This is a genomic window from Nocardia sp. XZ_19_369, assembly GCF_015355715.1.
In the GTDB taxonomy this organism is placed as follows: domain Bacteria; phylum Actinomycetota; class Actinomycetes; order Mycobacteriales; family Mycobacteriaceae; genus Nocardia.
The window spans coordinates 642,349-656,305 of sequence record NZ_JACVED010000005.1; the positions used below are offsets into that span (position 1 = coordinate 642,349).

Here is a 13,957-nt window from a genome sequence, read left to right on the forward strand (position 1 = left end):
TCGGTGATCGGGACCTACGCTTGGATAACCTCGACGTGGACCAAGGCGTTCAGTGAGTCGCAGCTGGCCCAGGACTGATTCTGTCCGTATTGCACCGGGCCGTATTTCCAGTAGGTGAAGGGGACGGGCCAGGCGACGCAGGTGAGCTTTACCTGGTGCCAGGTCGGCAGCTCGCAATTGGCCATTCCGCCGGTGTTGAAGATGTTGTAAACGTGACAGTTGGCCTGCCATACCGGGACGTCGGCCTGTGCGACGCCGGCGCCAGCGAGCACGGTGGCTGCGGCGGCGGTGGCAACGACGGCGCTGGCGGCAAGCCGTTTCGTGGATACCATTGCGAACCTCCTGAAATAGTTGTTGTCTGGAACACATCGCTGACAAATCGCAGTTGTTACTCGAAACGTTCCTGACGGGCGCAGTTGCTCCTCGGGAATCCTGAATGCTTTTTTGCAGTCGGCGGTGCAGATCGACGGCCTATCCGTCGTCATTGTTCGGAGCTGACCGGACTTGGGGTCGCCGTTGTAAACCGCGTAGCGGGCCGTATCCGTCGGAAACGACGACGCGGCAGCTACGAATCTGGAGTAGTGCGGGCAAGGCCGCGTGCGCAGTCGCTCGAGCGATGCGCATTACCGCGTTCCCCTGATCCGTAGCAGGTTTGTCCAAGCAATCGAGTGCCGCGCTACCGGATCATGACTGTCGGCGGTGCTGCCGGACCTGGTGCGGAGGGGGCGCCAGGTCCGGGTTCAGGGCCGCTGGACAAGTGATCACGTGGAACTGATGGTGGCATCGGCCGAGAAGCCGCCTGCACCATTTCCACGTGATCACTTGTCCAGCAATGTAATTCGAAGAGGCCACCCGGCCCTGGGGGTAAGCGAGGGTCGGGCTCTGTGAACGGGCGAGAGTCAGTCGTTGTCTCGGTCGATCGAGACAATCGTCCCGGTGCGCGCGTCGACCGTCACCTCGTACCCGTTGCCGTCGCGGGTTTTGACGTCGACCTCCCACTTGGGGGCGCCGTCCGCGGTGTCCAGCTCGACGGATTCCACGGTCGCGCCCATCATCGCCTGCCGCGCCGCGTCGAGGGCTTCCTGCTCACTCACGGGTTCCGCGGTGGCGAGCGCACTGCCACCGCCGATCAACGCGACGGTCAGCGCCGCGCCGACGGTCAATCGGCGCAGGTCGGAGCCGCTGCGGCGGTTGGTGAACGGCATGATGATCCTCCTGTGGTCGATAACTCCGGTGGCGCGGCGGTCGCCCGCCTGCACCCTTCGCGTGGGAACTACCACCGAATCCGCGCGGTATGCCTGCAAATCAGGACCGTCTGGTGTGGTGTTGGCAGCACACCTCATCGGAGGGTGAGTCAGAACCTGCGGCAACACTCGCTGCACTCGTGCGCGTCCAGCGGTGTGTGCGGCCCGGAATTTGCGACGAGGCCGCAGCACGAGCCCGCGCCCAACCGGCGTTTGCACCCCACCAAGTCGGGTACCAACCCTGCGAAACCCCGATTTTTCCAGCAGGATCCAAGCAAGAGGGGACCAGCTGGTGAATGAGCTTGCATAGTCGTGCATAATCATCACATGGTTGATTCGGTGCACGCGCCGGAGCCAGCAGGGCCCGCGTTGCGGGTTGCGGTGGCCGGGGCGAGTGGGTACGCGGGCGGGGAAGTATTGCGACTGCTGCTCGGTCATCCGGCGTACCGCGAGGGCCGCCTGGTGATCGGCGCGCTGACGGCGGGATCGAATGCCGGAACCCCGCTCGGCGCGTTGCAGCCGCACCTGTTGCCGCTGGCGGATCGAGTGCTCGCACCGACGACCGTCGAGGAGCTGGCCGGGCACGATGTGGTGTTCCTCGGCCTGCCGCACGGACAGTCCGCGGCGCTCGCCGAGCAGCTGCCCGCGTCGACGGTGATCATCGACTGCGGCGCCGACTTCCGGCTGACCGACGCGCAGGCGTGGGAGAAGTATTACGGCAGCGCACACGCGGGCAGTTGGCCGTACGGCCTGCCCGAACTGCCGGGCGGGCGGGAGCAACTGCGCGGCGCGCGCCGGATCGCGGTGCCGGGCTGCTACCCGACCGTGGCCAGTCTGGCGATGGCACCGGCGATCGCCGCAGGCATCGTCGCGCCGAACGTGAATGTCGTTGCGGTGAGCGGTACTTCCGGTGCCGGACGCAAGCTCGACGTCGGCCTTCTCGGCTCCGAGGTGATGGGTTCGGTGCGGGCGTACAGCATCGCGGGCGCGCACCGGCACACCCCGGAGATCGCGCAGAACCTGAAGGCGGCGGGCGGAGTCGACGTCGCTGTGTCGTTCACGCCGGTGCTGGCACCGATGCCGCGCGGCATCCTGGCGACCTGCACGGCACCGACCTCGGTGGATGCCGAACAGGCCCGCGCGGTCTACGAAAAAGCCTATGCCGATGAGCCATTCGTGCACCTGCTGCCGGAAGGCGTACTGCCGCAGACCGGCGCGGTGCTCGGTTCCAACGCCGTCACCCTGCAGGTGGCGGTGGATGCCGACGCGGGCTTGCTCGTGGTGATCGGCGCGATCGACAACTTGACCAAGGGCACCGCGGGCGCCGCGGTGCAATCGATGAACCTGGCCGTCGGATTCGACGAGACCGCAGGACTTTCCACCGTAGGAGTGGCACCGTGACGACATCCGCTGCGACGCAGACCGCCAACGGCAAGCTGGTGCGCAACCAGGGCGTCACCGGCCCGCTCGGCTTCCGTGCCGCCGGTATCGCGGCAGGCATCAAGGCCAGCGGAAAGCCGGACCTGGCACTGGTTTTCAACGAGGGCCCGGAGTGCGCGGCGGCGGGCGTGTTCACCCGCAACAAGGTGAAGGCCGCGCCGGTGCTGTGGTCGCAGCAGGTGCTGTCGGGCGGACGACTGCGCGCGGTGATCCTGAACTCCGGCGGCGCCAACGCCTGCACCGGCCCCGGCGGCTTCCAGGACACGCACAAGACCGCCGAGGAACTCGCTGCGGCACTGAGCAATTGGGGCTCCGAGACCGGCGCCGGTGAGATCGCCGTCTGCTCGACGGGGTTGATCGGCGACCGGCTGCCGATGGACAAACTCGTCCCCGCGATCACCGAGATCGTGCACGAGATGGGCGGCGGCCTCTCCGGCGGACTCGACGCGGCGCACGCGATCATGACCACCGACACGGTGCCCAAGGAGGCCGCGTTCCACCATCGCGACAAGTGGAACGTCGGCGGCATGGCCAAGGGCGCGGGCATGCTCGCCCCCTCGCTGGCCACCATGCTGGTGGTGCTGACCACCGACGCCGCCGCCACCCCCGACCAGCTGAATCAGGCGCTGCGCAACGCCACCGAGCGCACCTTCGACCGGCTCGACGTCGACGGCTCCTGCTCGACCAACGACACCGTGCTGCTGCTCGCCAACGGCGCCAGCGAGGTCACCCCGAGCCAGGAAGACCTCGACGCCGCCGTGCTCGCGGTCTGCGACGACCTGGCCGCTCAGCTGATGGCCGACGCGGAGGGCGTCACCAAGCGGGTGCTGGTCACCGTCGCGAGCGCGGTCAGCGAGGACGAGGCGGTGGCCGCCGCGCGCACCGTCGCCCGCGACAGTCTGGTCAAGACAGCGCTTTTCGGCTCTGACCCGAACTGGGGCCGGGTGCTCGCCGCGGTCGGCATGGCGCCGGTCACCCTCGACCCGAACCGGATCTCGGTGTCGTTCAACGGAAATCCGGTCTGTATCGATGGCGTCGGCGCACCGGGCGCCCGCGACGTCGACCTGTCCGGTGGCGACATCGAGGTGCTGATCGAGCTGAATGTCGGCACCGCCGCGGCCACCATCCGCACCACCGACCTCTCGCACGGTTACGTCGAAGAGAATTCGGCGTACAGCTCATGACAAGCCAACTCCGCCACGAGCTTTCGGCGCTGGACAAGGCGCACATCCTGGCCGACGCGCTGCCCTGGCTGCAGAAGTTCCGGGACAAGATCGTGGTGGTGAAGTTCGGCGGCAACGCCATGGTCGACCCGGAACTCGAGCGGGCGTTCGCCGCCGACATGGCGTTCCTGCGCACCGTCGGCGTGCACCCGGTGGTGGTGCACGGCGGTGGTCCGCAGATCAGCGCCATGCTGAAGAAGCTCGGCCTCGAGGGTGAGTTCCGCGGCGGCTTCCGGGTGACCACGCCGGAGGTGATGGATGTGGTGCGCATGGTGCTGTTCGGGCAGGTCGGTCGCGAACTGGTCGGCTTGATCAACGCGCACGGCCCGTACGCCGTCGGCATCTCCGGTGAGGACGCGCAGCTGTTCACCGCGACCCGCCGCACCGTCGAGGTCGACGGTGAGCCCACTGACATCGGGCTGGTCGGCGACGTCACCTCGGTGAATCCGGACGCGGTGCTCGACCTGATCTACGCGGGCCGCATCCCGGTGGTGTCCACCATCGCGCCGGACGCGGACGGGGTGGTGCACAACATCAACGCCGACACCGCCGCCGCCGCGCTCGCCGAGGGCATCGGCGCCGAGAAACTGGTGGTGCTGACCGACGTCGAAGGCCTCTACACCGACTGGCCGGACCGGTCCTCGCTGATCACCCGCATCGATACGGCGGCGCTCGCGGAGTTGCTGCCCCGCCTGGATGCGGGCATGGTGCCGAAGATGGAAGCCTGCCTGCGCGCCGTACAGGGCGGGGTGCCGACAGCGCATGTGATCGACGGACGCGTGCCGCACGCCGTGCTGCTGGAACTGTTCACCGGAGAAGGAATCGGAACGATGGTGACGCCCGACTCGTCCTCGAACGGGGCGGGCTCGCCGGACGGAACGAGAAAATGAGCACAGACCAAGAACTCCAGGCGCGGTGGTCCGCTGCGATGATGAACAACTACGGCACGCCGAAGATCGCGCTGGTCCGCGGGGCGGGCGCGGTGGTTTACGACGCGGACGGCAACCGCTACGTCGACTTCCTCGGCGGCATCGCGGTGAACAGCCTCGGCCACGCCCATCCGGCGATCCTGGCCGCGGTCACCGAGCAGCTCGGCACGCTCGGGCATGTCTCGAACATCTACGCCAACGAACCGGTGATCGAACTGGCCGAGCGCCTGCTCGCGCACTTCGGCGACGGCTCCTCCGAGGCCGGCCACAGCGGGCGTGCCTTCTTCTGCAACTCGGGCACCGAGGCCAACGAGGCCGCGTTCAAGATCGCGCGACTGACCGGACGGCGCAAGATCATCGCCTGCGAAGAGGCCTTCCACGGCCGGACCATGGGCGCGCTCGCGCTCACCGGACAGGCCGCGAAGCGCACGCCGTTCGAGCCGATGCCCGCAGGCGTCGTGCACGTGCCCTACGGTGACGCCGCCGCGCTGGAAGCCGTGGTCGACGCGGACACCGCCGCGGTGTTCCTGGAGCCGATGATGGGGGAGAGCGGCGTCGTCGTGCCGCCGACCGACTACCTGGTCAAGGCCCGCGAGATCACCGCGCGCCACGGTGCGCTGCTCATCCTCGACGAGGTGCAGACCGGCATCGGCCGGACCGGAAAGTTCTACGCACACCACGCCGCAGGCATCGTGCCCGACGTGATCACCCTGGCCAAGGGGCTCGGCGGCGGGCTGCCGATCGGCGCGGTGCTGGCCACCGGCGCGGCCGCCGAACTGCTCACCCCCGGCCTGCACGGGACGACCTTCGGCGGCAACCCGGTGTGCGCGGCGGCGGCGCTGGCTGTGCTGCGCACCATCGACGAACAAGACCTGCTCGCGCATGTGGAGTCGGTCGGCAAGCGGCTCGCCGACGGCATCGAACTGCTGGAGCATCCGCTGATCGACCACGTGCGAGGGGCCGGGCTGCTGCTCGGCATCGTGCTCACCGACGACGTCTCCGCCCACGTCGAAGCGCGGGCCCGGGCCGCCGGATATCTGATTAATCCGGCTAAGCCCAACGTTATTCGGCTCGCTCCACCGCTGATCCTCACCGAGACCCAGGCCGACAATTTCGTCGCCGATCTGCCGGAGATCCTGGACTCGGCCACCCAAGATGCGAAGGAGGCTGCGGCGCAATGACTTCAGCACAGCAGGTACGGCATTTCCTCCGCGACGACGATGTGAGCCCGGCCGAACAGGCCGAAATCCTCACCCTGGCCGCCGAACTCAAGCACGCGCCGTTCTCCCAGCGTCCGCTGGAGGGGCCGCGCGGGGTCGGCGTGATCTTCGAGAAGAACTCCACCCGTACCCGGTTCTCCTTCGAGATGGGCATCGCTCAGCTCGGCGGGCACGCGGTGGTGGTGGACGGGCGCGACACCCAGCTCGGCCGCGAGGAAACCCTCGGCGACACCGGCCGGGTGCTCTCCCGCTACGTCGACGCGATCGTGTGGCGCACCTTCGAGCAGTACCGGCTCGACGAAATGTCGGCCACCGCAACGGTTCCGGTGGTGAACGCGCTGTCCAACGAGTTCCACCCGTGCCAGGTGCTCGCCGACCTGCAGACCCTCGCCGAGCGCAAGGGACACCTGGTGGGGCGCAACCTCACCTACTTCGGTGACGGCGCCAACAACATGTCGCACTCGCTGCTGCTCGGCGGTGTCACCGCGGGCCTCAACGTCACCATCGCCGCGCCAACGGGTTTCGAGCCGCTGCCGTGGATCCTGGAGGCCGCTCGCAAGCGGGCCGCCGACACCGGCGCCACCATCACCCTGACCGCCGACCCGATCGCCGCGGCCGACGGCGCCGACGCGCTGGTCACCGACACCTGGACCTCAATGGGCCAGGAGAACGACGGCCTGGACCGCGTCGGCCCGTTCCGCCCGTTCCAGGTGAACAGCGAGCTGCTCGCGCACGCCCAGCCCGACGCCGTGGTGCTGCACTGCCTACCCGCCCACCGCGGCGAGGAGGTCACCGACGAGGTGCTCGACGGTCCGCACAGTGTGGTGTGGGACGAGGCGGAGAATCGGTTGCACGCGCAGAAGGCGCTGCTGGTGTGGTTACTGGCCAAGCGAAGTGATGGTGCGGCATGAGAGGTGAGCGTCCGCGACGAGTAGTCGCGAGTGAGCGAACGATAGGCGCAGCGGCTGTGGCGGTTGCGCGCATCGGCGAGGTGCAGTCGTGAGCGAACGAACGATGGGCGCAGCGGCTGTGGGCATGACGGTTGCGCGTTGGCGAGGTGCGGTCGTGAGTAAGCGAACGGGGCGCGCAGCGTCCGCGGGTATGGCGCGCGTTGACGAGGTGCAGTCGTGAGCGTCGCACATCCGGAGCAGGGCAAGGCCGGACCAGAAATCGCCCGCACTCGTGCCGGACGCCAGTCGCGCATTGTCGAACTGCTGACCGCACACGCGGTGCGCAGCCAGACCGAACTGGCGGCCCTGCTGGCCGCCGAGGGCATCGAGACCACGCAGGCAACGCTCTCGCGTGACCTGGACGAGCTCGGCGCGGTGAAGCTGCGCGCCGCCGACGGTGGCGCCGGCGTCTACGTCGTTCCCGAGGACGGCAATCCCATCCGTGGCGTCATCGGCGGCACCGATCGTCTCGCGAAGCTCCTCGGCGACCTGCTGGTCTCCACCGATCACAGCGGCAATATCGCGGTTCTACGCACCCCGCCCGGTGCCGCGCACTACCTGGCCAGCGCACTCGACCGCGCCGCGCTGCCTTATATCGTCGGCACCATCGCAGGCGACGACACCATCGCCGTCATCGCCCGCGAGCCGCTGACCGGCGCCGAACTGGCCGCGAAGATCGAGGAGATCGCCTGACGCAGTCAGGAGAACGGGTATTGCCCGCCGCCACCACGCGGTGTGCGATGGTCCGGCGTTGCCACGTCGATGATGTCTTGAATGAGGTCGACGACCGCGCGGCCGACGTCCAGGACACCGTGGCCGAGGGTGCTGAACTCTCCCGCGACGAGGTGGAGCAGTGCGTTCATGACGTCCGTCCTTCTACCCGCCCGACGATTCCGTTTCCAGGGTCGCACACCGGAGAACGGCACGCCAAGGACGTAATTCGCTTGATGGGCAGTGACTTTCGCGAACGATCCGGGGCCGCGGGAGCGGTTCCCGGACCCCCGTTGTGAATGGGCTTGCATCATCGTGCATAATCATTTGTAGGACGTGCGGGCCGCTGTGGCGGGAAGCCGGTCCGTACTTCGAACACAAGCATCGAAACCGAGGAGCACACAGACCATGTCCGAACGCGTCGTACTCGCCTACTCAGGTGGGCTGGACACCTCCGTGGCGATCAGCTGGATCGCCAAGGAGACCGGTTCCGAGGTGGTGGCCGTGGCCATCGACCTCGGCCAGGGCGGCGAGGACATGAACGTGGTGCGCCAGCGAGCGCTGGACTGCGGCGCGGTCGAGGCCATCGTGGTGGACGCGCGCGACGAGTTCGCCAACGACTACTGCCTGCCGACCATCCAGGCCAACGCCATGTACATGGGCCGCTACCCGCTGGTCTCCGCGATCAGCCGGCCGCTCATCGTCAAGCACCTCGTCGAGGCGGCCAAGTTCCACGGCGCGACCACCGTCGCGCACGGCTGCACCGGCAAGGGCAACGACCAGGTGCGTTTCGAGGTCGGCATCGGCGCGCTCGCGCCGGACCTGAACGTGATCGCCCCGGTCCGGGACTACGCGTGGACCCGGGAGAAGGCCATCGCCTTCGCCGAGGAGAACGCGCTGCCGATCAACGTCACCAAGAAGTCCCCGTTCTCCATCGACCAGAACGTCTGGGGTCGTGCGGTGGAAACCGGCTTCCTCGAGGACCTCTGGAACGCGCCGACCAAGGACGTCTACGACTACACCGCCGACGCGACGGTCAACTTCGAGGCCCCCGACGAGCTCATCATCACCTTCGAGAAGGGTGTCCCGGTCGCCATCGACGGCCGCCCGGTGAGCGTGCTGGAAGCCATCGTCGAGCTGAACCACCGCGCCGGACGGCAGGGCGTCGGCCGCCTCGACATGGTCGAGGACCGGCTCGTCGGCATCAAGAGCCGGGAAATCTACGAGGCGCCCGGCGCCATCGCGCTGATCACCGCGCACCAGGAGCTCGAGGCCGTCACCGTCGAGCGTGAACTCGGCCGGTACAAGCGGCAGGTCGAGCAGCGCTGGGGCGAGCTGGTCTACGACGGCCTGTGGTTCTCCCCGCTCAAGCGCGCGCTGGACGCGTTCGTCGGCGAAACCCAGGAGCACGTCTCCGGCGACATCCGGATGGTGCTGCACGGCGGCAACGCGGTTGTCAACGGTCGCCGCTCCGAGCAGTCCCTCTACGACTTCAACCTTGCCACCTACGACGAGGGCGACACCTTCGACCAGTCGCTGGCCAAGGGTTTCGTACAGATCCACGGGCTGTCCTCGAAGGTCGCGGCACGTCGGGATCTGAACCAGAAGTAAGCGCGTGCGCTGAAGTGGCGGGCCGAGCAGCTCTCGGCCCGTCCGCAGGCAGGTGGCGCGAGGTGCGGCCGGTCGGTGTGCGAGTTCGGCGGCACGGCACAGACATCACCCACTGATGACCGCAACCCGAGGAGACAGGACACCATGACGCAGAGCGGCAGCACGAACACCGGTGCGCTCTGGGGCGGGCGTTTCGCGTCCGGACCGGCCGAGGCGATGGCGGCCCTGAGCAAGTCGACGCAGTTCGATTGGGTCCTGGCGCCGTACGACTTTCGCGCTTCGAAGGCGCATGCGCGGGTGCTGCACAAGGCCGGGCTGCTGTCGGAGAGCGATCTCGCCGGGATGCTCACCGGGCTGGAACAGCTTGCCGCCGACGTGGATTCGGGAGCGTTCGGTCCCGCCGAGTCCGATGAGGACGTGCACGGTGCGCTGGAGCGTGGGCTGATCGAGCGGGTCGGCGCCGAGCTCGGCGGCCGGCTGCGTGCGGGGCGGTCGCGGAATGATCAGGTGGCCACGCTGTTCCGGATGTGGTTGCGCGACGGTGTGCGCCGGGTCGCGGCCGGTGTGCTCGACGTGGTCGACGCGCTGGTGGCGCAGGCGACCGCGCATCCCGACGCGGTGATGCCGGGCAAGACGCACCTGCAGGCCGCGCAACCGGTGTTGCTCGCCCATCACCTGCTCGCGCACGCGCATCCGCTGCTGCGCGACATCGATCGGCTGCGTGACTTCGACAAGCGGGCGGCGGTGTCGCCGTACGGTTCCGGCGCGCTGGCCGGTTCGTCGCTCGGCCTCGATCCCGAGGCGATCGCCGCCGAACTGGATTTCGACGGGTCCGCCGCCAATTCGATCGACGCCACCTCCTCGCGGGACTTCGCCGCCGAGGCTGCGTTCGTGCTCGCCATGATCGGCGTCGACCTCAGCAGGATGGCCGAAGAGGTAATCCTCTGGAGCACACCGGAATTCGGCTACATCACCCTCGCCGATGCCTGGTCCACCGGCTCGTCGATCATGCCGCAGAAGAAGAACCCGGACGTCTCCGAACTCACCCGTGGCAAGGCGGGCAGGCTGATCGGCAACCTCACCGGGCTGCTGGCCACCCTGAAGGCGCAGCCGCTGGCCTACAACCGAGACCTGCAGGAGGACAAGGAACCCCTGTTCGACTCGGTCGCGCAACTCGAACTGCTGCTGCCCGCCATCGCCGGCCTGGTCTCGACGCTCACCTTCCACACCGACCGGATGGCCGAACTCGCCCCCGCCGGTTTCACTCTCGCCACCGATATCGCCGAATGGCTGGTCCGGCAGGGTGTTCCGTTCCGGGTCGCACACGAGGCGGCCGGCGCCTGTGTCCGGGTCGCCGAATCCCGCGGTGTCGGCCTGGCCGAACTCACCGACGAGGAATTCGCCGCCATCGACCCCGCCCTCACGCCGAATGTCCGCGAGGTCCTCACCGTCCAGGGTTCCATCGCCTCCCGCAACGCTCGCGGCGGCACCGCGGGCACCCAGGTCGCCCGCCAACTCGACGAAATCGCCGGTACCACAACCCAGCTCCGCAGCTGGTTGGGCTGAGCCTCGGCGAGTGGCACATGGTGGTGGCAAACGTCGAGTAGACCTCGCGATGGTGTGCCACTCACGGGGGAAGTAGTTCCGCAACGTGGAGTAGGGGAGCGGCCAGGGCGGGGATCGCCTTGGGGTGCCGTAGCTGACCCTTGTGATAGGTGAGCAGGTCTTGGCCGGCGAGGCTCCAATGCGGGACCGCGTTGTAGAGGTGCGCGGTGATCAACTGAGGGCCGATCAACCTGCGGGCGTAGTGCGGATCGGGTGCGATCACGCGGTACCGGTAGTCGAACGTCGGATTGCCGGTGGCGGTCGGTTTATCGCCGAACAGGCTGCGGCCCAGTTGCGAGAGCGAGCCCCGGGACAGCACGCTGACCGGCAGGTGCGGCTGATCCAGGCGTACGACGATGACGATGTAGTGGTGCGTTGTCGAACTGCCGTCCGAGGACGACGTCTCGTGCTTGTAGTCCGCCACGGTCACCCACCGGCCGCCGAGATGCCCGGTCATCACCACGCCGAGGCCGCGCGGATTTCGGCCGGGTAGCCGCGTCGTCCACTCCGCGCGGGCACGCTCGGTATACGACCACCCGTGCGCCCGCGACCATTCCCACAGCTGAGTCTTGCGCGCCCGCTCGGCACGCATCGACCGCTGGACCGCGACAACGAGCAACACGATCAACGCGACAACCACCGACGCCCCCGCCGCGCCGACGAGCATCACCACATCCATCCCGATCCTTACATCCTCGTCGCCGGACGCCGCCGCATCCCACCCTCGCCGAGTTCCCCCCGGCCACCGCACCACCCACAGCGCGCTGCCCCGTCATTCTCCGGCACTCGTTACGCTGCCGCCATGACCCTGCTGTTTCTCGCCATTGCCATCGCGTCCGAGGTGACCGCAACCGTTTCGCTGAAACTCTCCGACGGATTCAGCAAGGTCATCCCGTCGATCATCGTCGTCATCGGCTACGCCAGCGCCTTCTGGTTCCTCTCCCAAGCCCTCAAGCGCGGCATGCAGATCGGCGTTGCCTACGGCATCTGGTCCGCCGTCGGCGTAGCCGCCATCGCCCTCATCGGCGTCCTGTTTTTGGACGAGCGTCTGACCCTGATCCAGGTGGGCGGCATCGCTCTGGTGATCATCGGTGTACTCGCCCTGGAACTCGGCGGCGCGCACTGAGACGGCTGCGCCGAGTTCGACGTTCTACGACGCACACTGAGTGGGTGTGCCGAGCACGACGCTCGACACAGCCGCACATCGTTCTACCGACGGAACTTACTGGTATCCAAGTCGAAATCGAGCGGGGCGGGCAACGTCAACGGGGCACCGAACTGTGCCGAAGCAGTGTGTAGATACGTGCCGTCCGCCGGCTCCCAATAGACCGTGACTTCTGCCCGGTGGCGATCGACCAGTAGATAGGTCGGGATCGATGCCTGAGCGTAGGCATCGCGCTTCTCGAAGCGGTCCACGTCTGCGTCTCGGTCCCGGCCCGAGGTAATCTCGACGACCATTACGACACCGGCCGGATCGGCCCAGGAGGGCTGGTCCTCGAGGTAGTCGAGCGTCGCGACGGCGCCGTCGACGCGCGCTCGCCCCTCGCGGTAGGCGGGGATCTTCAGCCCGCGCTCGTGAAACAGGTGCAGGTTCGGATGGTGAGATTGAATCTGGACACCGATACGCACCGCGTAAGCGTCGTGTTGGCCATCGGGCGCCGGAACCACGTAAATCCTTCCATTGATCAGCTCGACGTCGACTTCCTCGGACGATGCGCGCTCCAGCACCTCGAACTCCGCGAGGGTCACATCGGCGTCCATGCTGCTCATATCCCCAGGATAACTAGGTGGCGCGAGTTCGGTCTGCTGGTCGTCCAACAGCAGGTGTCGCGCTGCGGTCGGCGGGCTCATGTGGAGCCGAGGTTCGATCGCGGGCTGCTACGTTCCACTCTGCAACTCCTTCTACTCGACGACGGGATCGTTGTGCATTTCCTTTGACGTGCGACGCAGCCCAATGGTTCCCGCAAAACTCCGCGACTTTCAGTGCTGAAACTGGGTGCTGGAGATCCACTACTCGCCGAGCCGCCACCGAGGACGTTCAGTGCATTGTTTTCTCACCCTAAATACCCGGATTGCGTTGCGCCTCCCGCATTTTGCCGAATACGTCCCATGAGACCTCAGCCCGAACGTAGCATCGGGCGATGGATTGGACGTTTGCTCAGCTGTGCGTGCACGGATGTGGCCGATGACCTCGGACGATGCCGCGAAACAGGCCGAACCGACCGGCGAATCCGCCGTCGCGCTGCGGGCCGAGGGACTGGTGAAGCGCTACGGCGGGGTGGAGGCGTTGCGCGGCGCGAACTTTCAGGTGAGCGCGGGGGAAGTGGTCGCCTTGATCGGCGACAACGGTGCGGGTAAATCGACTCTGGTGAAATGCCTTTCCGGCGCCGAACAGCCGGATTCCGGCCGGATTTTGCTCGACGGCAAGCAGGTGGTGCTGAATACGCCCACGGCGGCACGCAAACTCGGCGTGGAGACGGTGTATCAGGACCTCGCGGTGGCCCCCGACCTGGACCCGGCCGCGAACCTCTTCCTCGGCCGCGAACTGGTGCGCAAGGGCTTGGCGGGCAAGCTCGGCATGCTGGATCGGACCGCGATGAGAGCCCAAGCGGTAGAACACTTTCGGCGTCTCGGCGTCACCCTGCAGAGCGCGGACGTGCCGATCGGCTCGCTGTCGGGCGGCCAGCGGCAGAGCGTCGCGGTGGCCAGGGCGGTGATGTGGGCGAGCAAGGTGGTGTTCATGGACGAGCCGACCGCCGCGCTCGGCGTGGTGCAGCGCGAGCGGGTGCTCGACGTGATCCGCCGGGTCCGCGACGAGGGCATCGCGGTGGTGCTGATCAGCCACAACATGCCGGAGGTGCTGGCCGTCGCGGACCGCATCGAGGTGCTTCGGCTCGGCCGGCGGGTGGCTCGGTTCACCGCGGCCGAGGCCACCCTCGAACAGTTGGTCGGCGCCATGACCGGCGCGCTGTCACAGGAGGGCGCGGCATGAGCACGCCAGCAATGCCGGAGCAGAGCGAGGTG

General features: G+C 67.6%; 15 protein-coding genes. 10 read left to right on the forward strand and 5 right to left on the reverse strand.

The window, feature by feature from the left end; genetic code table 11:
* Nucleotides 1–14: 14 nt before the first annotated feature.
* Complete coding sequence (locus tag IBX18_RS21920; protein ID WP_194835403.1) at nucleotides 15–332, reverse strand: hypothetical protein; 318 nt, start codon at nucleotides 330–332, stop codon at nucleotides 15–17.
* 567 nt (nucleotides 333–899) lie between these two features.
* Nucleotides 900–1,205 carry a PepSY domain-containing protein gene (locus IBX18_RS21925; RefSeq protein WP_194835404.1) on the reverse strand — a complete coding sequence of 102 codons (306 nt, stop codon included), beginning with the start codon at nucleotides 1,203–1,205 and terminating at the stop codon, nucleotides 900–902.
* Nucleotides 1,206–1,571: 366 nt separating this feature from the next.
* Here IBX18_RS21925 and argC point away from each other — a divergent pair, with 366 nt between their 5' ends.
* The 6 genes from argC (at nucleotide 1,572) to IBX18_RS21955 (ending at nucleotide 7,699) form a co-directional block, all read left to right on the forward strand.
* On the forward strand, nucleotides 1,572–2,645 hold the full coding sequence (gene argC, locus IBX18_RS21930; RefSeq protein WP_194835405.1) for an N-acetyl-gamma-glutamyl-phosphate reductase: 1,074 nt from the start codon (nucleotides 1,572–1,574) through the stop codon (nucleotides 2,643–2,645).
* Complete coding sequence (gene argJ, locus IBX18_RS21935) at nucleotides 2,642–3,868, forward strand: bifunctional glutamate N-acetyltransferase/amino-acid acetyltransferase ArgJ (RefSeq protein ID WP_194835406.1); 1,227 nt, start codon at nucleotides 2,642–2,644, stop codon at nucleotides 3,866–3,868. The genes argC and argJ overlap by 4 nt, the downstream gene beginning before the upstream one ends.
* A complete protein-coding gene (gene argB / locus IBX18_RS21940) occupies nucleotides 3,865–4,797 on the forward strand; it encodes an acetylglutamate kinase (RefSeq protein WP_135236095.1) in 933 nt (310 codons plus the stop codon). Before argJ ends, argB begins: the two co-directional genes overlap by 4 nt.
* Nucleotides 4,794–6,017, forward strand: coding sequence for an acetylornithine transaminase (locus IBX18_RS21945; protein ID WP_194835407.1), 1,224 nt, complete (start codon nucleotides 4,794–4,796; stop codon nucleotides 6,015–6,017). The genes argB and IBX18_RS21945 overlap by 4 nt, the downstream gene beginning before the upstream one ends.
* A complete protein-coding gene (argF, locus tag IBX18_RS21950; protein ID WP_194835408.1) occupies nucleotides 6,014–6,967 on the forward strand; it encodes an ornithine carbamoyltransferase in 954 nt (317 codons plus the stop codon). The genes IBX18_RS21945 and argF overlap by 4 nt, the downstream gene beginning before the upstream one ends.
* A 216-nt stretch (nucleotides 6,968–7,183) precedes the next feature.
* On the forward strand, nucleotides 7,184–7,699 hold the full coding sequence (locus IBX18_RS21955) for an arginine repressor (protein WP_147130005.1): 516 nt from the start codon (nucleotides 7,184–7,186) through the stop codon (nucleotides 7,697–7,699).
* A 5-nt stretch (nucleotides 7,700–7,704) separates the two neighbouring features.
* On the opposite strand, the gene IBX18_RS21960 is transcribed toward IBX18_RS21955, so the two are convergent.
* Nucleotides 7,705–7,869 carry a hypothetical protein gene (locus tag IBX18_RS21960; protein ID WP_194835409.1) on the reverse strand — a complete coding sequence of 55 codons (165 nt, stop codon included), beginning with the start codon at nucleotides 7,867–7,869 and terminating at the stop codon, nucleotides 7,705–7,707.
* A gap of 256 nt (nucleotides 7,870–8,125) precedes the next feature.
* Between IBX18_RS21960 and IBX18_RS21965 the strand changes: the two genes are divergently transcribed.
* A complete protein-coding gene (locus IBX18_RS21965) occupies nucleotides 8,126–9,328 on the forward strand; it encodes an argininosuccinate synthase (protein WP_194835410.1) in 1,203 nt (400 codons plus the stop codon).
* Between the two features lie 144 nt (nucleotides 9,329–9,472).
* On the forward strand, nucleotides 9,473–10,894 hold the full coding sequence (gene argH / locus IBX18_RS21970; protein WP_194835411.1) for an argininosuccinate lyase: 1,422 nt from the start codon (nucleotides 9,473–9,475) through the stop codon (nucleotides 10,892–10,894).
* Between the two features lie 61 nt (nucleotides 10,895–10,955).
* On the opposite strand, the gene IBX18_RS21975 is transcribed toward argH, so the two are convergent.
* Nucleotides 10,956–11,612, reverse strand: a complete 657-nt coding sequence (locus tag IBX18_RS21975; RefSeq protein WP_194835412.1) for a hypothetical protein — start codon at nucleotides 11,610–11,612, stop codon at nucleotides 10,956–10,958.
* A 123-nt stretch (nucleotides 11,613–11,735) separates the two neighbouring features.
* Here IBX18_RS21975 and IBX18_RS21980 point away from each other — a divergent pair, with 123 nt between their 5' ends.
* Nucleotides 11,736–12,059: a multidrug efflux SMR transporter gene (locus IBX18_RS21980; protein WP_194835413.1), complete on the forward strand. Its 324-nt coding sequence runs from the start codon at nucleotides 11,736–11,738 to the stop codon at nucleotides 12,057–12,059.
* Between the two features lie 83 nt (nucleotides 12,060–12,142).
* On the opposite strand, the gene IBX18_RS21985 is transcribed toward IBX18_RS21980, so the two are convergent.
* Complete coding sequence (locus IBX18_RS21985; RefSeq protein ID WP_194835414.1) at nucleotides 12,143–12,703, reverse strand: Uma2 family endonuclease; 561 nt, start codon at nucleotides 12,701–12,703, stop codon at nucleotides 12,143–12,145.
* Between the two features lie 415 nt (nucleotides 12,704–13,118).
* Between IBX18_RS21985 and IBX18_RS21990 the strand changes: the two genes are divergently transcribed.
* Nucleotides 13,119–13,925: an ATP-binding cassette domain-containing protein gene (locus tag IBX18_RS21990; protein WP_228541464.1), complete on the forward strand. Its 807-nt coding sequence runs from the start codon at nucleotides 13,119–13,121 to the stop codon at nucleotides 13,923–13,925.
* Nucleotides 13,926–13,957: the final 32 nt, after the last annotated feature.